Below are 21,212 nucleotides of genomic sequence, written 5' to 3'. Positions count from 1 at the left end.
TCCACGATGGCAAGGAACCGGTGTTCAGAGAAGTTAAAGATCATGACGCCTGACTTAAGCTTTGTGAATGGCACTAGGCCCCGAGGCGCTGCGGCTGCTCGCGCTCATCGACCGGCACGGGTCGCTGGCGGCGGCCGCGCAGGCGCTCGGGCTGACACCGGCGGCGGTGACCCAGCAGGTGGCGAAGGCGGAGCGCGACTGCCGGGCGCGCCTGGTGCGGCGCGGACCGCGGGGAGCCACGCTGACCGAGGCCGGGATGCTGCTGGCCGGCCACGGCCGGGTGATCGACGAGGAGACCGCCAGGGCTGCAACCGACCTGGACGGCCTGCTCGGGCGGCTGTCGCTGCGGCTGCGGATCGGGGCGTTCCAGGCCGCGGCCCTGCACGTGCTGCCGGCCGCGCTCACCGCGCTGCGGCACAGGTATCCGGCCACCGATCTATCGATCATGGACATCACGTCCGATCGTGGTGTTCCCGCGGTCGCGGCGGGCGAGATGGACGTCGCGGTCGTCGCGGCGTGGGATCGGCCGCCCGTGCCGCCGGACCACGTCCGGCTGCATCCGCTGCTCATCGACCCCATGGTGGTCGTGCTGCCGGACGACCACGAGTTGGCGCGGGACGCGTCGGCGTCCGCGATCGACCTCGGGCGGCTGCGCGACGAGGCGTGGGTGACGATCCGGGCGGGTCATGCGGCCCGCGCCCAGTTCGACCGGGCCGCCGCCGCGGCGGGCTTCGTGCCGCGGGTGCGATTCGAGACCGAGTCCTATGACGTCGCGCAGGCGTTCGTGGCCACGGGCGTCGGGGTGGCGCTGGTGTCGCGCCTGGCGCTGACGCACCTGCCCGGCACCGTCCACCGCGGACTGGCTGGGTCGGAGCTGAGCCGCAGCCTCTACGCCGTCACCGCGGCCGACCACGGCGTCACGCCCATGGTGGCGACGTTCCTGCGGTTGCTGCACGAGGTCGCCGACGACATCACCGGCTCCTGGCCGCCGACCTGACGGTCTGCTGTTTGACGGAGCGCGATCGGGGTAGCCGTCTTTTGACCTGATTTGTCAAGGAGGACCCTGATGAGCACCGTGACCGAGTCCGTCGACGTGCATGTGCCTGTCCGCACGGCCTACAACCAGTGGACCCAGTTCGAGTCGTTCCCGCACTTCATGAAGGGTGTGGAGTCGGTCCGGCAGATCGATGAGACGCACAGCCGCTGGGTGGTCGACATCGCCGGGGCGGTGCGGGAGTTCGACACCGAGATCACCGAACAGCATCCGGACGAGCGGATCGCCTGGAAGAGCATCGGCGGCGAGATGCACCACGCCGGAGTCGTCACGTTCCAGCGCCTGAGCGACGACGACACCCGGGTGACCGTCCAGCTGGACTGGGAGCCGGAGGGATTCGTGGAGAACCTCGGCAGCGCCATCGGCGTGGACAGCCGCCAGGTCAAGGCCGACGTCGCGGGCTTCAAGGAGTTCATCGAGGACCTCGGCCACGAGACGGGCGCCTGGCGCGGCGAGATCGACGCGCCCGGAGCCCACCGGGCCTGATCATCAGCAGGCGGCGGCCGCTTGGCCGCCGCCTGCCGTGCCACCAGCCGAACGCGCGCCACCGAAGCCACCCGGCCCGGTGAAAGCTGGACGTCCCCAGACATTGGGCAAAGTCGCATTTGCGCAGGTAGCGGTTGGGTACCGTGCATTCAGACTGGTCCAGGCACTTCTCCGCAGCCCGGTTCACCGGGGACACCGGCTCGCTGTCGGCGACGGACCCAGACCGTCGGCCGAACGGAGCGCATCATGACCACAGCCCGGCAAGATGTCATCGACACCCTGCTCGGCCAGCATCAGCAGATCAAACTGCTGTTCGCTCAGGTCGAGTCCGCCACCCGGGAGCACAAGCAGGAACTGTTCACCGAGCTCGTCGCCACGCTGGCGGTGCACGAGACCGTGGAGCAGCACCTGGTGCACCCGCTCGCGGAGCGGGATCTGCCGGACGGGCCGAAGCTCGTGCCGGCGCGGCTGGCCGAGGAGGACGAGGCGAGGCAGGCGCTGTCCGACCTGTACGCCCGGGGCGTGGCGGACGCCGGTTTCGACGCTCAGCTCGCCGTGCTGCGCGACGCCGTGGCCGCCCACGCGGAAGCCGAGGAGGAGCTGGAGTTCCTGCGGCTGCGCGAGGTCACCGACCCCGCCGAGCTGGCCCGTATGGAAGCGGTCGTGCAGGCCGCGCAGCTGCTGGCCCCGTCCGCCGCCCATCCGGACGTGGCCACCGGCGAGTCCCGGCCGTTGGCGGGACCTCCGGACGAGGTGTTCGATCGGGTCCGTGAGCTGCTCGCGCAGTCAGCAGGGGGAAGCGGGGTACGGTCATGACAGCCAGGCAGCGCAGGTCTACAGGCCCGGACGAGCCGACCGCGAAGAAGGCCGGTGCCGTGAAAGCGGCCGCGAAGAGCAGCCCGGCGAAGAAGACGGCCGCCAAGCGCGCGGCCGCACCGCCGCCCGCCCCGTCCGGTGCCCGCGCAGCCAAGACCGCAGGCTCGACGACGGCCCCTGCCGCGAAGGCGGCCCCCTCGCGCAGGCCCACGGCCAAGAAGGGCGCCGCTCAAGTCGCCGCAGCCAAGGCCGGGCCGGGGGCGAAGGCCGTCCCGGCCAAGAAAGCCGCTACCAAGACCGGGCCCAGGGCTAAGACCATCCCGGCCAAGAAGACCGCTGCCAAGGCCGGACCCAAGGCTAAGACCGTCCCGGCCAAGAAGGCCGGATCCCGCCTGGCCCCGGCTGCTGTCGCCGAGGCGCTCGCCCGCGCCGAGCGGCTCGCAGCCGCGCAACCCGCGCCTGGCGGCGACACCAAGGTGGCACAGCTCGACCCCCACCGGATGGCCAAGCTCGACACCGAGCTGACGACCGACCAGGGCATCGGCGTCGAGGACACCGACAACTGGCTGCGGGCGGGCCCGCGCGGGCCCGCCCTGTTGGAGGACTTCCACGGCCGCGAGAAGATCATGCGCTTCGACCACGAGCGCATCCCGGAGCGGGTGGTGCACGCCCGAGGCTCGGGCGCGCACGGCTACTTCCAGCCGTACGACAGCACGCTGGCGCGGCTGTGCGCGGCACGGTTCCTCACCGACCCGGGGGTGCGCACGCCGGTGTTCGTGCGGTTCTCCACGGTGCAGGGGTCGCGCGGCTCGACCGACACCCCGCGCGACGTGCGCGGGTTCGCCGTGAAGTTCTACACCGACCAGGGCAACTTCGACCTCGTCGGCAACAACATGCCGGTGTTCTTCATCCAGGACGGCATCAAGTTCCCCGACGTCATCCACGCGGTGAAGCCCGAGCCGCACAACGAGATCCCCCAGGCGGCCTCGGCCCACGACACGTTCTGGGACTTCGTCACGCTCCAGCCGGAGACGATGCACCACGTCATATGGCTGATGTCGGACCGGGCGCTGCCGCGCAGCTTCCGGACCATGCAGGGCTTCGGCGTGCACACCTTCCGGCTGGTGGCCGCCGACGGCACCCGCACGTTCGTCAAGTTCCACTGGACACCGGTGGCGGGCGTGCACTCCCTGGTCTGGGACGAGGCGCAGAAGATCTCCGGCAAGGACCCGGACTTCAACCGCCGCGACCTGTGGGAGTCGATCGAGGCCGGCGTCTACCCGGAGTACGAGCTCGGCGTGCAGCTGATCGCCGAGCACGACGAGTTCGCCTTCGACGACATAGACCTGCTGGACTCGACGAAGATCATCCCGGAGGAGGTCGTGCCGGTCGTCCCCGTGGGACGGATGGTGCTGGACCGTAATCCGGACAACTTCTTCGCCGAGACCGAGCAGGTCGCCTTCTGCGTGCAGAACATCGTGCCGGGCCTCGACTTCACCGACGACCCGCTGCTGCAGTCGCGCCTGTTCTCCTACCTCGACACCCAGCTGACCCGGCTCGGCGGGCCCAACTTCGCACAGATCCCGATCAACCGGCCGCTCGCGCCGGTGCGCAACCACCAGCAGGACGGCTTCCACCAGGACGACATTCCGCTCGGCCAGGCCAACTACCACCCGAACTCGCTGGGCGGCGGCTGCCCGATCGTCCCGGGCGCGGGCGGCGGAGCGTTCGTGCACACGCCGGAACATGTGGACGGGATCAAGGAGCGCAAGCGCTCGGAGACCTTCTCCGACCACTACAGCCAGGCCACCCTGTTCTGGAACAGCATGGCCGCCTGGGAGAAGGAGCACATCGTCGCGGCGTACCGCTTCGAACTCGGCAAGGTCGCGCACCCGCACATCCGCGAGCGGATGGTCGAGCATCTCAACCACATCGATCACCAGCTCGCCGTGGCGGTGGCGGCGGGGATCGGGGTGGCGTCACCGACCGCGGGGCCGCCCAACCACGGCCGGATGTCACCGGCGCTGAGCCAGGCCGGCCTGCCCGGAAGCACCGGCGTCGTCGGCCGCAAGGTCGCGGTGCTCGTCGCGGACGGCGTCGACGGCGGTGTGGAGACCGTCCGCGATGCCCTCACCCTGGACGGCGCGGTGGTGGAAGTGCTCGGCCTGGTCGACGGGCCGGTGACCGTGTCGACGGGCGGGGCGCTGCCGGTGGACCGGGCGATGAACACCGTCGCCTCGGTGCTCTACGACGCCGTCGTCGTCGCCGACGGCGATGCGGCAGTGGACCTGCTGGTCAACGACGGCTGTGCGGTGCACTTCGTCGCGGAGGCGTACAAGCACGGCAAGGCGCTCGGCGTGCTCGGGGTCGGCGACCGGCTCGTGCGGGCGGCACGGCTGCCGGTGTACGAGGCGTCGGACCGGCTCGCCGGGCCGCCCAGCAAGCCTGCCGCCGGTGCGCTCGACGGGGTCGTCTTCCTCGCTCCCGGCAAGGTCGCCGACGGCATGTTCCTGTCCGACCTGTCGGCCGCGATCGCCGCGCACCGCCACTTCGACCGCCCGGTCGAGGGCATCGCCGCCTGACGACGGGCTGTGCGCGCCGTCCGGGATCCGCGGACGACGGGCGCTGCTGCTGGCCGGTAGAGCAGGCAGGGGCTGGCCGGTCAGATCTCGACGGTGTGCCTCCGACCGCGGACGGGCACGTTCTCCAAGCGCATCGGGCCGTCGAACCCCGCGGGGCGCGCCGCCCAGCGCAGCGTCCCGCCTTCGACGTCGAGGCCGAACAGCGTGCGCAGCACCAGCAGCACCGATCCCGCCGACCAGGCCTGCGGTGAGGAAGGCGTGGGGTACTCGACCGGCTTGTTGCCCTGGCGCTTGAAGCCCGCGAAGACCTCGGGCAGCCGGTATCCGAACGCCGCCGCTGCTTCCAGCAGTTTGACCGCGAGCTCGGCGGCCTGTTCGCGGTGCCCGTAGCGGCGCAGTCCCTCGGCGATGATCGCGGTGTCGTGCGGCCAGACCGTGCCGTTGTGGTATTCGATCGGGTTGTAGCCGTGGTCGGCGCTGGACATGGTCCGCACCCCCCAACCGGAGTGCATCTTCGGGTCGAGCAGCAGCGCGACGGTGGCCTCGGCATGCTCGTCGTCGACGATGCCGCTCCACAGCAGGTGTCCGATGTTCGAGGTGGCCGCGTCGACCTGGCGTTTGCCGCCGTCGAGGGCGAGCGCGAAGTGGCCGCGCTCGGCGATCCAGAAGTCGGTGTTGAACCGCTGCCGCAGCGCGGCCGCCTCCTGTTCGAGCCGGTCGGCGAAGTCCGTGTCGTGCCAGAACTCCCTGGCCAGCCGCGCGGTGCGCAGGCGCGCGTCGTAGGCGTACCCCTGGATCTCGCAGGTGGCGATCGGCGGGTCGGCGACCCGGCCGTCGGCGAACATGATCGAGTTCCAGGAGTCCTTCCAGCACTGGTTGGCCAGGCCCTGCGGGGATCGGGTGCGGTATTCCAGGTAGCCGTCGCCGTCGGGGTCGGCCGGGCCCTGCATCCAGGCCACGGCGGCGCGCGCCGCCGGTTCCAGGCGGTGGACCACTTCGGTGTCGGCGGTCCACCGCTCGTACTCGTCGAGCAGGATGAGGAACAGCAGGGTCGCGTCGTGCGAGCCGTAATACGGGCTGTGCGGGGTGCGGCCGGTGGCGGTCAGCTCACCGTGCCGGAGTTCGTGTGGGATCTTGCCAGGATCGGCGTCGCGAAAGTCGTCGACCTGGGTCGCCTGGACCATGGCCAACGCGTCCAGGGTCGTCCGGGCGAGTTGGGGGTGGAACGGCAGCGCCTGGTAGGCGGTGATGAGGCTGTCCCGGCCGAACAGTGCCATGAACCACGGTGCGCCGGCGGCCGGCACCGAGTGCACGCAGCCCTGGATCGGATGGAACCGCAGCGCGGCCAGGTCCTGCAGGGCATGGTGGTAGGCGTGCCGGGCCGGGTCGAAGGTCGTGTGCAGCACCGGGGCCTCGTCCAGCCACTGCTGCATCGTCTGCGGCATGTCCGGCTGCAGCCGCCCGAACCCGCCGTGCCCCACCCGGAGCTTGTGCTCGCCGTCGTGGTCGGAGCAGATCACGTCGATGCAGGTGGTCCAGGTGCCGCGGGCGGGCAGCCGGATCGCCCACCGCATGCCCGTCGGCTGGAGGGTGCCCGGTTCGGAGAAGACGACCTTCGTCGCGCGGGTGAAGTCGCCGTTGCGGTACCCGAAGGTGATCGTGTCCGTGTCGACGGCGACGGCCACCTGCCTGGAGCCGATCTTGTCGTCCTTGACTTCGAAGATGTCCGCGAAGTCGGCGTCCAGCGCCAGCTCCACGACCAGGTCCCGCTCCTCGTCGCTGTAGTTCTCCAGGACCAGGTCCTCGTGCACGCCGGTCGCGACGATCCGGTCGCGCCGGACCGACACCGTCGGGTTGACGCCGACGCTCACCGACGGCAGCGTCGCGTGGATACGGGCCGAGTAGTACTGCGGCGTGTCATAGCTGAGCAGGTGCAGTTCCGCGCCGTCGAGAGTCAGCCGCCACGACGACAGGTGCCGTGTGTCGGCGAAGTACAGGCCGTCGTCAGCCGTGTCGGTGTCGCCGAGCCCGTTCGTGGTGAAGAAGGTGCTGCCGTCGAGCAGTGCCAGCCGTGCCTGCGACATCACCATCACCAGCCCTCGCTCGGCCTGTAGTTCACAGGCTAGACCGCACCGGGGCGACAGCCGGGCCGGTCGCCGCAATCGCCGGACCGTCGCGGGGATGAGGCCTGCGACTCACTCAATCGAGTCGGCTTGCATAGTCATACGGTTGTGCGCATATACTTTGCAGCGTGTCCAAGGTACTTACGTCCCTTCCTGTCGGTGATCACGTCGGAATCGCCTTTTCCGGCGGTCTCGACACCTCAGTAGCTGTCGCGTGGATGCGCGAAAAGGGTGCGATTCCGTGCACCTATACCGCAGATATCGGCCAATATGACGAACCGGACATCGCTTCGGTGCCCAGCCGCGCCACCGCCTACGGCGCGCAGATCGCCCGGCTGGTCGACTGCCGCGCCGCGCTGGTCGAAGAAGGGCTCGCGGCCCTGGCCTGCGGCGCGTTCCACATCCGGTCCGGCGGGCGCGCCTACTTCAACACCACCCCGCTCGGCCGTGCCGTGACCGGCACCCTGCTGGTGCGGGCCATGCTCGACGACGGCGTCCAGGTGTGGGGCGACGGCTCCACCTTCAAGGGCAACGACATCGAGCGGTTCTACCGCTACGGCCTGCTGGCCAACCCCTCCCTGCGGATCTACAAGCCCTGGCTGGACGCCCAGTTCGTCAGCGAGCTCGGCGGCCGCAAGGAGATGTCCGAGTGGCTGCTCGCCCGGGACCTGCCCTACCGCGACAGCACCGAGAAGGCGTACTCCACCGACGCCAACATCTGGGGTGCGACCCACGAGGCCAAGTCGCTCGAACGCCTCGACACCGGCATCGAGATCGTCGAGCCGATCATGGGCGTGCGGTTCTGGGACAGCACCGTGCAGATCGACTCCGAGGACGTCACGATCGGCTTCCAGCAGGGCCGGCCGGTGACCATCAACGGCAAGGAGTTCGGCTCCCCCGTGGACCTGGTCCTGGAGGCCAACGCCATCGGCGGCCGGCACGGCCTGGGCATGTCCGACCAGATCGAGAACCGGATCATCGAGGCCAAGAGCCGCGGCATCTACGAGGCGCCGGGCATGGCCCTGCTGCACGCCGCCTACGAGCGCCTGGTCAACGCGATACACAACGAGGACACCGTCGCCGCGTACCACAACGACGGTCGCCGCCTGGGCCGGCTGCTGTACGAGGGCCGCTGGCTCGACCCGCAGTCGCTGATGCTGCGCGAGTCGCTGCAGCGCTGGATCGGCTCGGCGATCACCGGCCAGGTGACCCTGCGGCTGCGGCGCGGCGAGGACTACTCGGTCCTCGACACGACCGGCCCCGCACTGAGCTACCACCCGGACAAGCTGTCCATGGAGCGCACCGAGGACTCCGCGTTCGGCCCGGTCGACCGCATCGGCCAGCTGACCATGCGCAACCTGGACATCGCCGACTCGCGCGCCAAGCTGGAGCAGTACGCCCAGCTCGGCATCGTCGGCGGCGGCTCGCACCTGCAGGTGACCGCCGCCGTCCAGCCCGGCCCGCACCAGCTCATCGGCATCCTGCCCGAGGGCGGCGCCGACACGATCGCCTCCCGCGGCCACGCCCCCGGCGACGACGAACTCCTCGACAACGCCGCCATGGAATCCGGCAACGACTGACCCCGCCGACACAAGATGGGGCACCCTCCGCTATCCGTGGCGGAGGGTGCCCCCATCAACCGGCTGCGGTCTTGGGCGGCTCCGAACAGCCCAGCTGAGCGCCGTCCCGAGCCCCCGTTGTCGTCGGCTACTGGGCCAGGTAGCCGCCGTCGATGACCAGTTCGGTGCCCGTCACGAAGCTCGACTCGTCGGAGGCCAGGTAGAGGCAGCCGTAGGCTATCTCCATCGGCTGGCCCGGCCGTTTCATCGGGGTCTGATCGATGACGAGCTTGTTCAGGTCCGGCGCCTGGGCCTGGGTCAGCGGCGTGTCGATGAAACCGGGATGGACAGAGTTGACCCGGATCCCCTCACCGACGTATGTCATCGCCGCGTTCTTCGTCATGTTGCGTACCGCGCCCTTCGCGGCGTGGTAAGAGAACGCTCCGCTGACCGCCGAGTTGCCCCAGATCGACGAGACGTTGACGATCGAGCCGGACCTGTTCTTCCGCATGACGCGGACCGCCTCGCGCATGCCGAGGAAGACACCCGTCTGGTCCACCGCGATCATCTTCTCCCAGTTCGTCATGTCCAGCTCGTCGAGCGGCTCGTACGCGATGATCCCGGCGTTGTTGATCAGCACGTCCAGGCGGCCGTGCTTCTTGACGACGTCGCCGACCACGCTCGCCCACTCGTCCTCACTGGTGACGTCGAGCCGCACGGACTCGACACCATCGGCGAACGGCTCCTTCGGCGAGGTGATGTCGCCCGAGATGACGGTCGCGCCCTCCTTGGCGAACAACTCCACCACCGCGTGGCCGATACCGTTGGCGCCGCCCGAGACCAGCGCGACCTTCCCCTGCAGCCTCATTGCCCTCTGTCCTTCCGTCCCAGCGGTTGGAGCGCCTGTCGAACCCAGGGTGCGGCGGGGTTCTCGCAGCCAGCCGGACAGGTCCTCGGCTGTGCCGGGTTCGGTGAGCGGTCCGCAAGGCTCGCGGCCCCGAGTCGCATCCCGGCACAGATCACGTTAGTGCTGGTCAGTACCACCGAAGGCGCGAACGCGGCAGGTCCGACCACGATCGGCACGCAACGAGCGGGCCGAGCCGTCAGCCGCACGGGTCCGGCCGATGAACGACGCCGTCACCCGTGGCGGCTACCCGGCGGGTGTCGCCTCCGCCGCCAGGACTGCGGGCAGCGGCTCGCGGTGCAGGACCTCCAGGCGGGCGACCGCGCGGGTCAGCACGACGTACAGCCGCTGCTGCCCGCGCGGTTCGGCGGCCACGATCTCGCCGGGCTCCACGACGATCACGTGGTCGTATTCGAGGCCTTTGACGAGGCCCGCGGGCACCAGCGTGACGTGGGGCGCGTCCACGACCGGCCCGAGCGCCTCGATCAGGTGATCGGCCGCGACGACCGCGGCGCTGCCGTCGCTCGGCGCACGGCGCACGGCCTCGCGCACGGCCGCGGCGAGGTCGTCGACCTGCCGCACCGACAGCTCTCCCCCGGGCCGGTAGGACCGGGTCGGCGCGATGCCCGGGGCGAGCGCCCGCGCCGCGAAGTCCGCGAGGACCTGCGGCACCCGGTAGCCGGTGCGCAGGTCCAGCATTCGCGCGTCGCGCCGGTCGAGCCGCGACAGCAGCTCCTCCCACGACGCGGCGGCCAGCGGGTGGGTCGCCTGACCGAGGTCGCCGACGATCGTCATCGACGCGTACGCCGCCCGGCGCGCGATCATCCGGCACTCCATCGGCGACAGGTCCTGGGACTCGTCGAGGATCACGTGCGCGTAGTCGTCCCAGGTGGCCGGCTCGTCGTCCGGCTCGGCGACCGGCAGCGGCTCGGCCAGCACAGGCACGTAGCCGTCCTCGCCGTACGGGTCGGACCCGTCGATCCAGCTGACCACCTGGTGGCCCTCGCGCAGGATGACCGCGGCGGCCCAGCGCTGCGCCTGTGCCGTCGCGTCGTTGTCGATCGTCTGCCCGGCGACGGCCATCGGGGTGGGCAGGCCGGGCGCGTACAGGCTCCAGCCGTCGTGCAGCCCGAGGCTGAGCACGAACATGTCCACCAGTTGCGGGCCCATGGTCAGCTCCCGCAGCCGGGCGTGCTCGACGGGTGCCTTCGGGGCGGCGGGCGGCTCGCCCAGCAGCTCGGTGAGCTCGTCGAGCAGCGGCACGTCGTCGATCGACCAGTCGCCGCCACCGCGGTACGACGCCGCGAGGACGTGGGCCGCGTCGTCGCCGAGCACGCCGCGGACCCGGTCGGCGTCGCCGAGCCACGCCAGCACGTCCGGCGGGCTCAGCCGGGACCACCAGGCGGCGAGGAAGCGCCGGAACTCGGGGCGGTCGCCGACGTCCTCGGTGAACAGCTCCCGATCCAGGTGTTCGCCGTCGACCTCAGCCCACAGCGCCTCCAGCAGCGCCTTGGCGGCGACGGGCCGGGCGGCGTTGGGCAGCGTGCCGGATGCCGTGGCCGTGGTGCGGACCCGCTCGCGAACGGCGGACAGGTCGGCGGGTGCGAGTTTGAGGACCTGGCCCGCGTACACCAGTTTCAGCTGGTCCGGTGCGGCCGGCGGGGCCTGCCAGATCAGCTCGGCCAGCACCGCGTCCATGCGGGTGCTGCCCTTGATCTCGGCCACCGGCGCGGGATCGCGCCGGACGGCGGTCACCCCCTCGACGAGTTCGCCGATGGCGCGCAGGTGGATGCTGTCCTCGCCGAGCGCGGGCAGCACCCGGCTGATGTAGTTGGTGAAGACCGTGGACGGCCCGACGACCAGGACCCGGCCGTCGGCGAACCGGCCCCGGTCGGAGTAGAGCAGGTACGCGGCGCGGTGCAGCGCGACCTGCGTCTTGCCGGTGCCCGGCCCGCCGGTGATGAGCGTGACGCCGCGGGCGGGCGCCCGGATCGCCTCGTCCTGCTCGCGCTGGATGGTGGTGACGATGTCGCGCATCTGCGGGCCGCGGGCGCGCTGCAGCGCTGCGAGCAGCGAGCCCTCGCCGAGTACGCGCAACTCGCCGGCGTCGTCCGGGGACAGCAGGTCGTCGTCGAGGTCGACGACCTCGCGGCCGCGGCTGATGATGACGCGGCGGCGGACGACGCCGAGCGGTTCGCCGGGCGTCGCCCGGTAGAAGGCCGCCGCGGCGGGCGCCCGCCAGTCGATCAGGAGTGGCTCGCGGTCCTCGTCGCGGATGCCGAGCCGCCCGATGTGGTAGGTCTCGCCGTCGTCGAAGTCGAGCCGGCCGAACACGAGCCCTTCGGCTTCGGCGTCCAGCGCCCGCAGCTTGCCCGCCGCGTGGTGGACCATCGCGTCGCGTTCCACGAGTCCACCGGCGGGCCCGGCGGCGGCCCGGCCGTGACCCTCGCGGGCCAACTGCTCGGCCTGGGCGCGCATGGCGTCGGACCGGTCGTAGACCCGGCCGACGACCTGCTGTTCACTGGCGATCTCCTGCGTTCGTGCGTCAGGCACAGTGCTCCCCGGTGAGTGGCGAATGGGGTTGAGTGACGAGCATATGTGCGTCTCAGCGCACAAAGATCGTCATTCGGGCCGATTCGACACGGGGGGTCCGTCCGTTAGACTGAAACCGCGGGAGGGACAAGCCGAGGGCTTGCACACCTCCCGTTCGCTGTACCCGGTGCCGCGACCCGGACCTTCACCACGCCTTTCACCGAGAATCATGGCGGTGAATATTTCCATCACGGGGCTCTGCCGCTAAGGTCAGGGCACCGATTGCGGATCTTTCGGTCGGCGGTATGGAAATCACGCGCAATCACGGAGAACCGGAGGGGTGGGCAGATGCGGGGAATTCCGGTCGCCTCGCTGGTCATCGGCATCGCGTCCTCGCCTGCGGAACGCCGCCACCTGGCTCGCACGCTCGGCGGCAGCCCGGCCCTGCTGATCGTGTCCAGCGTCGAGCAGGCCCGCGAATTCCTCGGCGTGGCCGGCCCGCCCGCCGCCGCCACGCCCCCTCCCCCGGTGCAACCCGCGCCGGTGCGCACCGCGGAGCCCGCCACGACGCCCTCGGCCGATCTGGCCGTCGACTCCGACCGGCGGATGCTGCGCTGGCGCGGACGGGAGGTCGATCTGACCCGCCTGGAACACGACTTCCTGATCTGCCTGACCGAGACGCCCGGCCAGGTCTGGACCTACGAGCGGCTGCACCTCGAGGTATGGGGCAACAAGCACCTCGGCCGCGGCTCCGACATGCACTCGGTGGTACGGCGGGTGCGGCGCAAACTCGCCCGGCTGAACGCCCCGGTGACGGTCCACGCGGTCCGCGGCGTGGGTTTCCGGCTCGCCGCAGCCTGATCGCCGTCCGCGGTTCGCACAGGCTTGACCCTATGTAGTTAATGGACAGAGAATGCATTCATGCGTCTCACCGTTCCCGTGGCGAAAGTCGTCGCCGCTCTGCTGGCCGACCCTGACGCCGAGCGCTACGGCCTCGACCTGATGAAGGCCACCGAACTGCCGAGCGGCACGCTCTACCCGGTGCTGCAACGGCTGCAGCAGGCGGGCTGGGTCGCCGCGCACTGGGAGCAGATCGACCCCGCCGCCGAAGGTCGCCCGGCGCGCCGCTACTACCGGCTCACCCCGCAGGGCGTCACCGACGGGCGCCATGCTCTCGCCGAGTTGCACGCCGCCACCCAGCCGAACACCGAACCTGGCCGCGGCCAGGCGAGGCCCGCATGGTGACCAGGCTGTGCGCGGTGCTGTTGCGGGTCGCCGCCCGGCGCTGGCCCGCCGCGATCCGCGCCGACCTGCACCGCGAGTGGCAGGCCGAGCTGCATGTCCTGGCCGAGCGGGGCCGAACCGCCCCGATGCTGGCGTACGCGGCCAGCCTCGCCCTGTCCCGCCCCGCCGCCGACCCTGTCCTCGATCGGAGCACGATGACCGGCCCCGTCCTGCGCACCGCGGCCTTCCTCCTCCTCGCGCCACTGGCCGCGACCGTTGCCGCCGGTCTCGGGCTTTGGCTGATGAGCCTCACCGTGAACGGCTCGCTGCTGCACTCGCGCCCCGACCTGGCGTTCTATCTACAGGAGATCACGGCCACCGTGTTCGTCGCCTTCTTCGCGGTGCTGTTGGCCCTGCTCGCCGCGCGGCTGGCCAGGTGGGGCGTGCCGGCCGGGCCGCTGCCACTGGCGGTCGGGCTCGTCGTGCCGTGCGGCATCACCGTCGCGCTGTTCATCGCCACCTTCATGCAGAGCGACAAGTTGTGGCGGGTCCTGCCCGAACTGGTGCTGTGGTCCGCGGGCATGGTGGGTGTGCTCTGGCTCGCCGCTCGGGCCGCCGCCCTCGGACACCTACGGCTGGCCTGGTGCGTGGGCCTGATGGGCGCGTTCGTGGTGGCGGACCTGGGAGTGGTGTTCACCGTCCTGAATCACACTCCCGCCCACTACGTCGTCATCGAGGGCGGCTTCGAGCCCGGAGTCTCCCGGGCCTGGGCGGTGCTCTGGCTGCCGCTGCTCTATCTGGGTCCGCTCGTAGGCATAGGACCGTCGCAGGAAGACATGTGGTATGTCGGGGACCTGGTCGACCTGAGCCCATACCTGTACTTGGCGTTCACCCCGTACCTGCTGGCGTACGCGTTCGCCACGGCGCGCCGCCGGTCGCCGGCGGCGGCCGCGTCGGAGCCCGTGTCCGGTCCGGCTGCGGCGGGGCGATGAGAGGCTGCAGGCCTCCCGGACATGGTCCGGCCCGCCTGGTCGGCGACCAGGCGGGCCGGATCAGTTAGCGGTCAGCCGTCAACACCGGATGGGAGACAACGCGAAGTCCTCCACCGTGGGTGTGCTGGTGTTGATCCTCGTCTGACGGGTCTGGGGCTTCCAGCCGTCCTTGGCGACGATCAGCGTCAGCGGGTTGTTGCGGCGGTCCATCCAGTAGGCGTACTTGCCCTGGGCGTCGGTGGCGAAGGTCCACGAGTTCGCCCACGAGTCGACCTGGACCACCGCGCCGACGATCGGCGAGCCCACGCCCTGGCAGCTGGTCCCGGTGACGGTGCCCAGCAGCTTGCCCCAGGTCTTCGGCGGTGTCACGGTCATCGTGACGGCCACCGGCGACACCGAGTACGGCGTGTTCTCCTTGATGCCGACCGAGGCGGTGTAGGTGCCCGGCTGGTCCACGTTCGCCGTCATGGTGACGGTGACGACGACCTTCGCGCCCGGCGCCAGCGTGACGGCGGTCTTGTCGAGCGTCAGCCAGCTGACGTCGGCGGCCGCCTCGGCGCAACCTTCCAGACCCGGCAGCACCTCGCTGTCGGGCATCGCGCTGAAGTTGCCCGACGAACCGCCGATCTTGTAGAAGCCGCACGCCGCGCCGCCGCGGTAGCGCGCGGTGTTGGCGTTGGGCAGGTTGGACCACGAGTTGAGGGCCGGGTCGTAGGCGAAGCCCGCGTTCGTGATGGCCCCACCCTGCGACCCGCCGACGACCAGCAGCTTTCCGCTGGCGACGGCGAAGGAGCTGGCCCAGTTGTCGGTCGGCGCGTCGGCGATGGGCGTCCACGCGTCGGCGCCCGGGTCGTAGGCGTAGCCGGCCTTCTGCGCGGCGGTTCCGTCGTTGCCGCCGGTGCAGTAGACCGTGCCGTCGATCCCGCCGCAGGAGACGAACGCCACCGACTTCGGGTAGTCGGCCACGGCCGTCCAGGTGTCGGTGGCGGGGTCGTAGCGGACCACGTCGTTCGACATCGGGGTGCAGGCGGCGGTGGTGCAGCCGCCGATGGCGTACAGCTTGCCGTCGGCGACCGCCTGCCCGGCCGCGGACCGCGGCGCGGGGTTGGCGGCCTTCGCCGTCCAGGTGTTCGCCGCCGGGTCGTAGGACCAGGTGCCGGCATCGGGGCCGGAGGCACCCCAGCCGCCGGTCGCGATGATCTTCCCGCCGACGACGCCGACGGTCATGGCGTTGCGGGCCCCGGGCAGATCGGCGATCGCCGTCCAGGTCTGGGCGACCGGGTCGTAGACGAAGTTCTTCGTCGAAGAAGCCGACCCGTTGCCGCCCGCGATCGAGTAGACCTTGCCGTCGAGGGTCACCACCCGGTTGTCCATCACGTTGGCCGGGTAGTCGGCGATGTCCGTCCACGGTTCGGCCTGGGGGCCGACCGCAGGGGACGCCGCGTTCGCCGACTTGCCGGACGCCGCGTTCGCGGCGAACGACGTCGGCGCGTCGAGCCGCTGCTCAGGCGCCCCGGCACTGCCGAGGACCTCCTGCTTGGTGGTACGCGACCCGTCGGCCCGCAGCAGTTCGAACCCGCCCTCGCGCTCGCTGAACTCGACCTCGACCGGCGCCCCGCCGGTGTTGGTCACCGTGAACGTCTTGGCCGCCTTGCCGGTGGGCATCTGGACCGTCGCGCTGACCGCGGCCGGGGACACCTTCAGCTGGCCTGCCGCGAGCGCGTAGTTCGCCGCGGTCGCCCAGTCGGGCTGCACGTCGACCTGCTTGGTCAGGCTGACGTAGTTGCCGGCCCGCGCGGTGAACGGGTGGGTGCCGGTCAGCGACGAGAACAGCCAGTAGAAGCCGTCCTCCAGCGCCGGGTCGTCCGGGGTGGCCGCGGTGACGGCCTTCTCGGCCGGCTTGGCGTCGCTGGCGACGGTCGCGCCGTTGACGTAGCTGCTGTCGTTCTTGTCGCGGACGTTGCCGACCACCAGGCCGCCGTCGACCGGAGCGCAGAGGACCTGGCTGCCGATCAGCACGTTGTCGACCTCCCACCACCACTCGTACGACGCGTCGTAGTAGTGGAAGCGGACCTGGACCTGTGCCTTGCCCGCGGCCTGCGGGATCGCGATCTCGGTCGTGCGCGGCCCGCGGAAGTCCGCCGCCTGCCGGAGCACGTTGCTCCAGGTGGCTCCACCGTCGAGGCTCAAGTCGACGTCGGCCCGGTCGGAGCCGAGCTGGTTGAAGTCCTGGTTGAACCGGATGACCGGAGCCGCGACGGCCGTCAGGTTGACCACGGGGCTGACCAGGGAGCTGTCCTGCGCCCCGCCGATCCCGTAGTCGTCGCTGTCGATCATCGCGAAGTTGCCGCTGCCGCCGGTGAGGTTGCCGCGGTTGCCGTCGTCGGTGAACTTCCAGACCTGGCCGGTGCCCGCGTTGTCCACCACGGACCAGCCCGCCGGCACGGTCGTGCCGTCGAAGGTCTCGTACTCGCCGTCCGAGCCGTAGGTGTAGCCGGGCGCCGTGGTGCACTTGGTGGCGTCGACCGGCACGGAGACGTTCGCCGTGACGTTGCCCGAACCGACCACGACCTGCCTGGTCACGGTCTGGTAGCCCGGGTACAGCGTCTCGACCTTCAGGTTGTACGTCGCCCCGGCCGGCAGCTTCACGCTGTAGCGGCCGTTGACCGGGGTGGTGTGGTCGTAGACGCCCGACGGGCCTTCCACGGTGACCTTGGCGTACAGCGGCCAGCCGTGCCCGGAACCGTCGGTGACCGAACCGCTGACGTTGACGCTGGGCACCGGGCTCAGTGCCACGTCGACGGTGGTCGTCGCGCCGTCGGTGAGGGTCGCCGACCGCGTCACGCCGGTGTACCCGAACGCCGCCACGGCGACCTGGTAGGCACCGACCGGGAGCAGGGTGGAGAACTTGCCGTCCGCGCCGGTGGTCACCTCGCGGCCGACCGATCCGGTGATGGTCACCGTCGCACCGGCGAGAGGGGTGCCGGTGGACGCGTCGGTGACGGTGCCGGCCAGGGTGCCGGTGTCGCCGATCGGGGCGGAGTTGAGCAGTACCAGCGCGTCCAGCCGGCCTTCGCCGTAGACGTTGTTGTCGGCCGAGGTGCCGCCGCACTGGCTGTCGGCCTTGTCGATCGCCGCGCCGTTGAGCAGCGCGCGCGTCGCGTCGATGTCACCGGCCAGGGCCGGAGCCGCCGACCACAGCAGCGCGATCGCGCCCGCGAGGTGCGGTGCGGCCATGGACGTGCCGCTGAAGCTGGCATAACCGTCACCTGGCACGCTCGATCGCACGTTCACGCCGGGCGCGGAGATGTTCGGCTTGATCTCCCCGTTCTGCCCGGTGCCCCGGGACGAGAAGCCGGCGATGTTGTTGTTGACGTCGTACGCGCCGGTCGAGTAGTTGCTGATCCGGCTGCCCGGCGAGCCGCTGGTCTGGCACGCGGACCCGTTGTTGCCGTTGGACCAGGTGCCGAAGATGCCCGACGCGGCCCAGGCCAGCGTCACGTCCTCCATGAACGGGTCGTTGGAGGGCAACTCGCTTCCCCACGAGTTGTTGATGATGTTCGGGCGCTTGGCGGCGTTGGGGTTCTGGCCGTTGAGGTCGGTCGGCTCCAGCATCCACTCACCGGAGGTGACCAGCGCGGCGTCGCTGGGGCAGCAGCCGTTCGCCGCGATCCACTTGACGCCCGGGGCGACGCCGATCTGGTTCGCGCCGTCCGCGCCCGCCATGGTGCCCATGGTGTGCGTGCCGTGGCCGTCGTCGTCGCAGGGCGTGTCACAGGTGTCCGCCGCGTTGAACCAGTTGTAGTTGTGGTCGAACGTGCCGTCGCCGTTGTTGCCGCGGTAGGAGGCGACCAGCGCCGGGTGGTCGAACTGGACCCCGGTGTCGATGTTGGCGATGGTGATGCCCTCGCCCTTGACGCCGTACTGGGACCAGACGTCGTCGGCGTTGATGTTCGCGATGCCCCACTCGAGGGCGTTGACGGTCTGCTCGTCGGTGCCCTTGGTGGTCTCGGGAATCTTGTAGGCGATCGGGGCGTACAGGCCCTCGACCTCGGCGTGCGCGGCGTACTTCTGCACCATGGCCAGCGAGCCGGTGCTCACCTTGATGGCGTTGGTCGCCCAGAAGGTCTGGTACTTCACGCCCGCGGCGTCGAGGTCCGCCCGGATCTTGGCCTGGCTCCGCTCGGCCGTCTTGCGTAGGGCTTCCACAACGGCGGTGCCGCGCTGGGCCCAGTCCTTGATGTCCTTGGCCTTGCTGAGGTCGGCCCGGTCGGTGAACCGGATCCAGAAGTCTCCCTCGCTCTTGGCCTGGAGCTGCTTGGCGAGCTCCGGTCGTATCTTGTCGCCGACAGCGGTTCCGGTCCCCGACGCGGCCTGCGCGCCGGAGCCCGCCGCGGCCACGCCTGTCACGGCGAGGATCATCGCCGTTCCGGCGCTGACCAGTGATCTGGCTGCGCGCCGCCGCCATGGTGGACGTCTGAACATCGGTGCTACCTCCCTCAGAACGACCCAGAGTGAAACGAGCCACGGTGAGGGTGCAGGGGGAACCGTCGCGCCACAGCGAACCGACGAACCCCCTCCATGCCCACCAAACAAAACCGCGCGGGTCACGCCGGTTGCCCGTTTGGACACTATGATCGGGCAGAAAGGACGATCAATAACTTGACGTGAGCAACTTGTCGCTAACGGTTGCCGGGTAAGCGGCGCACTTGCCCATCACTGTCAGGACCAAGACGAAAGTGGGCACCATGCCCCATCGATCCCGGGCGGTAACGGTGACCGAGGACGACACGAGAACGGCGACGGGGTCCGATCCGGACGGCGGGCCGTTCCCGCTGCTGATAGCCGTGGCACCGTCGGCGGATGAACGGATCCGGCTCGCGGAGCAACTCGACGGCATCGCACCACTGCTACTGGTGGCCGACCTCGACGAGCTGCGCCGGCTGATCGCGCCCTCGCCGCAGCGGGCCGAGACGCCGACCGCGGCGGTCGACACCTCCCTGGTCATCGACTCGACCCGGGCCATGGCGCGCTGCCGCAACCGCGAGGTCGACCTCACCCGGCTCGAACTCGACCTGCTGACCTGCCTGACCACCGAGCCGGTCCGGGTCTGGAGCTACGCCGAACTACACCGCACGGTATGGCGCGACGAAGGCCTCGACGGCAAGTCCGACGTGCAGTCCGTGGTCAAGCGGCTGCGGCACAAGCTGCGCCAGCTCGGCACCGGCGCCACCATCGACGCGGTGCGCGGGGTCGGGCTGCGGCTGACCGATCGTCGGCAACCGCGGATCGGGCGTGCCTGATTCCTGCCTGAATTGGGCAGCGTCGATGGGCCGTCGGAAGCCCGACATCGCCCGCCCGCGGCCGCTGGAGGGGCCGCGGTCAGTCGCCGCGCAGCAGATCGTCGACGAGTGCCTGGACCCGGCCGCGGATCTCGTCGCGGATCGGGCGCACCGCGTCGATGCCCTGTCCGGCGGGATCGTCGAGCTTCCAGTCCTCGTGGCGCTGGCCGGGGAAGTAGGGGCAGACGTCGCCGCAGCCCATGGTGACGACCACGGTGGAGGCCGCAGAGTCCTCCGGGGTGAGGATCTTCGGGGTCTGGCCGGTGATGTCGATGCCGACCTCACGCATGGCCTCGACGGCGACGGGATTGATCCGGTCCGCGGGCGCGGAGCCCGCCGAGCGGACCTCGACGGCGTCACCGGCGAGATGGCGCAGCCACCCGGCGGCCATCTGGGAGCGGCCGGCGTTGTGCACGCACACGAACAGCACGCTGGGCTTGGTCTCGGTCATCCTGGTTCTCCTTGACTCGGTTCGGGTTCGACGCGTCACCCACCCCGATGCTGTCGAGGTCGGCGGGGCCACGGTCACGGCGCTGCGGCGGCCTCGGCGCGGGCGAGCTGCTGCGGTGCGGGTTCGACGGCCGCCACGGTGCCGGCCGAGGCCGGGTACAGGGCCAGCACCAGGCCGACGCCGATCAGCGCCCCGACCACCTGCGCGGCGACGAACGCCGGGACCGAGGTCGGTGCGATGCCGGCGAAGGTGTCGGTGAACACGCGGCCGATGGTGACGGCGGGGTTGGCGAAGCTGGTGGAGCTGGTGAACCAGTACGCCGCGCCGATGTAGGCGGCGACGGCCGGGGCCGCCAGCGCCGCTCGGCCGGTGCGGGCCAGCGCGAAGACGACCAGCAGCAGACCGGCGGTCGCGACGACCTCGCCCAGCCACAGTCGGGGCTCGTCACGTCCGGTGGCCGACAGGCCCTGCGCGACCCCGAACATGGCGTTGGCCAGTATCGACCCGGCGACCGCGCCGCAGGTCTGGGCCACGATGTAGGGGCCGACGTCGCTGCCCGGAAAGCCTGCGCGGCCAGGACGGTCCGACCACCATGCCGCGATGGTCACCACCGGGTTGAAGTGGGCTCCGGACAGCGGTCCGAGGATCAGGATCAGCACGGCGAGGGCGAACACCGTCGCCGTCGAGTTCTCGAGCAGTTGCAGGCCGACGTCGTTCGGCGACAGCCGGGTGGCCATGATGCCGGAGCCGACGACGGCGGTCACCAGCAGCATGGTCCCCAGGAACTCGGCGAGCAGGCGGCGGGACAGGGTGGCGGGCATCAGCACTCCCGGCGGCTGCCGGCGGCAGCGCGAGCGCGGGCGGCCAGGGCGGAAAGGTGCGCGGCCGCGGCGTCGAGGGCGTCGGCGTTGAGGTGGTAGTAGGTGTAGCGGCCGTGGGGTTCGGCGCTGACCAATCCGGCGTGGCGCAGCGCGCGCAGGTGGTTGGAGACGTTTGGTTGGGTCAGGCCGAGGTCCTCGACGAGGTGGCAGGTGCAGGCGGGACCCGCGGCCAGTACGTCGACGATGGCGGCGCGAGCGGGGTCTGCCAGCAGGCGCACGACCTCCGCCGGAGCATCACCGGAAACTGATATCACCACGCGGTTATC

At 70.7% G+C, this 21,212-nt stretch carries 16 protein-coding genes; 9 read left to right on the top strand and 7 right to left on the bottom strand.

The window, feature by feature from the left end; genetic code table 11:
* Nucleotides 1-67: 67 nt before the first annotated feature.
* The 4 genes from F9C41_RS02005 (at nucleotide 68) to F9C41_RS01990 (ending at nucleotide 4,938) form a co-directional block, all read left to right on the top strand.
* On the top strand, nucleotides 68-997 hold the full coding sequence (locus F9C41_RS02005; protein ID WP_155384835.1) for a LysR family transcriptional regulator: 930 nt from the start codon (nucleotides 68-70) through the stop codon (nucleotides 995-997).
* Between the two features lie 69 nt (nucleotides 998-1,066).
* Nucleotides 1,067-1,540 (top strand): SRPBCC family protein, encoded by a 474-nt coding sequence (locus F9C41_RS02000; protein ID WP_196279587.1) that lies wholly within the window; start codon nucleotides 1,067-1,069, stop codon nucleotides 1,538-1,540.
* A gap of 246 nt (nucleotides 1,541-1,786) precedes the next feature.
* Nucleotides 1,787-2,356: a hemerythrin domain-containing protein gene (locus tag F9C41_RS01995; protein WP_155384834.1), complete on the top strand. Its 570-nt coding sequence runs from the start codon at nucleotides 1,787-1,789 to the stop codon at nucleotides 2,354-2,356.
* Nucleotides 2,353-4,938, top strand: a complete 2,586-nt coding sequence (locus F9C41_RS01990; RefSeq protein WP_230689216.1) for a catalase — start codon at nucleotides 2,353-2,355, stop codon at nucleotides 4,936-4,938. The genes F9C41_RS01995 and F9C41_RS01990 overlap by 4 nt, the downstream gene beginning before the upstream one ends.
* Before the next feature lie 80 nt (nucleotides 4,939-5,018).
* On the opposite strand, the gene F9C41_RS01985 is transcribed toward F9C41_RS01990, so the two are convergent.
* Entirely contained in the window at nucleotides 5,019-7,022 is a 2,004-nt protein-coding gene (locus F9C41_RS01985) for an amylo-alpha-1,6-glucosidase (protein ID WP_155384833.1), read from the bottom strand.
* A gap of 167 nt (nucleotides 7,023-7,189) precedes the next feature.
* Here F9C41_RS01985 and argG point away from each other — a divergent pair, with 167 nt between their 5' ends.
* The gene (gene argG / locus F9C41_RS01980) at nucleotides 7,190-8,641 is read left to right on the top strand and encodes an argininosuccinate synthase (protein ID WP_155384832.1); all 1,452 of its coding nucleotides are present in this window, start codon (nucleotides 7,190-7,192) and stop codon (nucleotides 8,639-8,641) included.
* 127 nt (nucleotides 8,642-8,768) lie between these two features.
* Here argG and F9C41_RS01975 read toward each other — a convergent pair whose 3' ends face one another.
* On the bottom strand, nucleotides 8,769-9,488 hold the full coding sequence (locus F9C41_RS01975; RefSeq protein ID WP_155384831.1) for an SDR family NAD(P)-dependent oxidoreductase: 720 nt from the start codon (nucleotides 9,486-9,488) through the stop codon (nucleotides 8,769-8,771).
* Nucleotides 9,489-9,770: 282 nt separating this feature from the next.
* Nucleotides 9,771-12,077 carry a HelD family protein gene (locus tag F9C41_RS01970; RefSeq protein WP_155384830.1) on the bottom strand — a complete coding sequence of 769 codons (2,307 nt, stop codon included), beginning with the start codon at nucleotides 12,075-12,077 and terminating at the stop codon, nucleotides 9,771-9,773.
* Between the two features lie 327 nt (nucleotides 12,078-12,404).
* Here F9C41_RS01970 and F9C41_RS01965 point away from each other — a divergent pair, with 327 nt between their 5' ends.
* Genes F9C41_RS01965 through F9C41_RS01955 form a run of 3 tightly spaced genes read left to right on the top strand, consistent with a single transcriptional unit; the run spans nucleotide 12,405 to nucleotide 14,272 of the window.
* Entirely contained in the window at nucleotides 12,405-12,917 is a 513-nt protein-coding gene (locus F9C41_RS01965; RefSeq protein ID WP_155384829.1) for a winged helix-turn-helix domain-containing protein, read from the top strand.
* 60 nt (nucleotides 12,918-12,977) lie between these two features.
* Complete coding sequence (locus tag F9C41_RS01960; protein WP_155384828.1) at nucleotides 12,978-13,301, top strand: PadR family transcriptional regulator; 324 nt, start codon at nucleotides 12,978-12,980, stop codon at nucleotides 13,299-13,301.
* Nucleotides 13,295-14,272 (top strand): hypothetical protein, encoded by a 978-nt coding sequence (locus tag F9C41_RS01955; protein ID WP_155384827.1) that lies wholly within the window; start codon nucleotides 13,295-13,297, stop codon nucleotides 14,270-14,272. The genes F9C41_RS01960 and F9C41_RS01955 overlap by 7 nt, the downstream gene beginning before the upstream one ends.
* Before the next feature lie 78 nt (nucleotides 14,273-14,350).
* Here F9C41_RS01955 and F9C41_RS01950 read toward each other — a convergent pair whose 3' ends face one another.
* Nucleotides 14,351-18,682 carry a S8 family serine peptidase gene (locus F9C41_RS01950; protein ID WP_230689215.1) on the bottom strand — a complete coding sequence of 1,444 codons (4,332 nt, stop codon included), beginning with the start codon at nucleotides 18,680-18,682 and terminating at the stop codon, nucleotides 14,351-14,353.
* A 338-nt stretch (nucleotides 18,683-19,020) separates the two neighbouring features.
* On the opposite strand from F9C41_RS01950, the gene F9C41_RS01945 reads away from it, so the two are divergent.
* The gene (locus tag F9C41_RS01945) at nucleotides 19,021-19,575 is read left to right on the top strand and encodes a winged helix-turn-helix domain-containing protein (RefSeq protein ID WP_196279586.1); all 555 of its coding nucleotides are present in this window, start codon (nucleotides 19,021-19,023) and stop codon (nucleotides 19,573-19,575) included.
* Nucleotides 19,576-19,654: 79 nt separating this feature from the next.
* On the opposite strand, the gene F9C41_RS01940 is transcribed toward F9C41_RS01945, so the two are convergent.
* The 3 genes from F9C41_RS01940 to F9C41_RS01930 form a co-directional block, all read right to left on the bottom strand.
* Entirely contained in the window at nucleotides 19,655-20,065 is a 411-nt protein-coding gene (locus tag F9C41_RS01940) for an arsenate reductase ArsC (protein ID WP_155384825.1), read from the bottom strand.
* 74 nt (nucleotides 20,066-20,139) lie between these two features.
* Nucleotides 20,140-20,886, bottom strand: coding sequence for an aquaporin (locus F9C41_RS01935; RefSeq protein WP_155384824.1), 747 nt, complete (start codon nucleotides 20,884-20,886; stop codon nucleotides 20,140-20,142).
* Nucleotides 20,886-21,203: an ArsR/SmtB family transcription factor gene (locus F9C41_RS01930; RefSeq protein ID WP_155384823.1), complete on the bottom strand. Its 318-nt coding sequence runs from the start codon at nucleotides 21,201-21,203 to the stop codon at nucleotides 20,886-20,888. The genes F9C41_RS01935 and F9C41_RS01930 overlap by 1 nt, the downstream gene beginning before the upstream one ends.
* Between the last annotated feature and the right edge of the window lie 9 nt (nucleotides 21,204-21,212).

The organism is Catellatospora paridis, assembly GCF_009720365.1.
Classification (GTDB): Bacteria; Actinomycetota; Actinomycetes; order Mycobacteriales; family Micromonosporaceae; genus Catellatospora; species Catellatospora paridis.
This window is presented reverse-complemented; position numbering and strand designations above follow the sequence as displayed.

Excerpts from the sequence above, each read along its gene's own strand:
- F9C41_RS01975 (WP_155384831.1), bottom strand. The coding sequence starts at position 9,488 with ATGAGGCTGCAGGGGAAGGTCGCGCTGGTCTCGGGCGGCGCCAACGGT.
- F9C41_RS01965 (WP_155384829.1), top strand. The coding sequence starts at position 12,405 with ATGCGGGGAATTCCGGTCGCCTCGCTGGTCATCGGCATCGCGTCCTCG.
- F9C41_RS01955 (WP_155384827.1), top strand. The coding sequence starts at position 13,295 with ATGGTGACCAGGCTGTGCGCGGTGCTGTTGCGGGTCGCCGCCCGGCGC.
- F9C41_RS01990 (WP_230689216.1), top strand. The coding sequence starts at position 2,353 with ATGACAGCCAGGCAGCGCAGGTCTACAGGCCCGGACGAGCCGACCGCG.
- F9C41_RS01960 (WP_155384828.1), top strand. The coding sequence starts at position 12,978 with ATGCGTCTCACCGTTCCCGTGGCGAAAGTCGTCGCCGCTCTGCTGGCC.
- F9C41_RS02005 (WP_155384835.1), top strand. The coding sequence starts at position 68 with ATGGCACTAGGCCCCGAGGCGCTGCGGCTGCTCGCGCTCATCGACCGG.
- F9C41_RS01945 (WP_196279586.1), top strand. The coding sequence starts at position 19,021 with ATGCCCCATCGATCCCGGGCGGTAACGGTGACCGAGGACGACACGAGA.
- F9C41_RS01940 (WP_155384825.1), bottom strand. The coding sequence starts at position 20,065 with ATGACCGAGACCAAGCCCAGCGTGCTGTTCGTGTGCGTGCACAACGCC.
- F9C41_RS01995 (WP_155384834.1), top strand. The coding sequence starts at position 1,787 with ATGACCACAGCCCGGCAAGATGTCATCGACACCCTGCTCGGCCAGCAT.
- F9C41_RS02000 (WP_196279587.1), top strand. The coding sequence starts at position 1,067 with ATGAGCACCGTGACCGAGTCCGTCGACGTGCATGTGCCTGTCCGCACG.
- F9C41_RS01985 (WP_155384833.1), bottom strand. The coding sequence starts at position 7,022 with ATGTCGCAGGCACGGCTGGCACTGCTCGACGGCAGCACCTTCTTCACC.
- F9C41_RS01935 (WP_155384824.1), bottom strand. The coding sequence starts at position 20,886 with ATGCCCGCCACCCTGTCCCGCCGCCTGCTCGCCGAGTTCCTGGGGACC.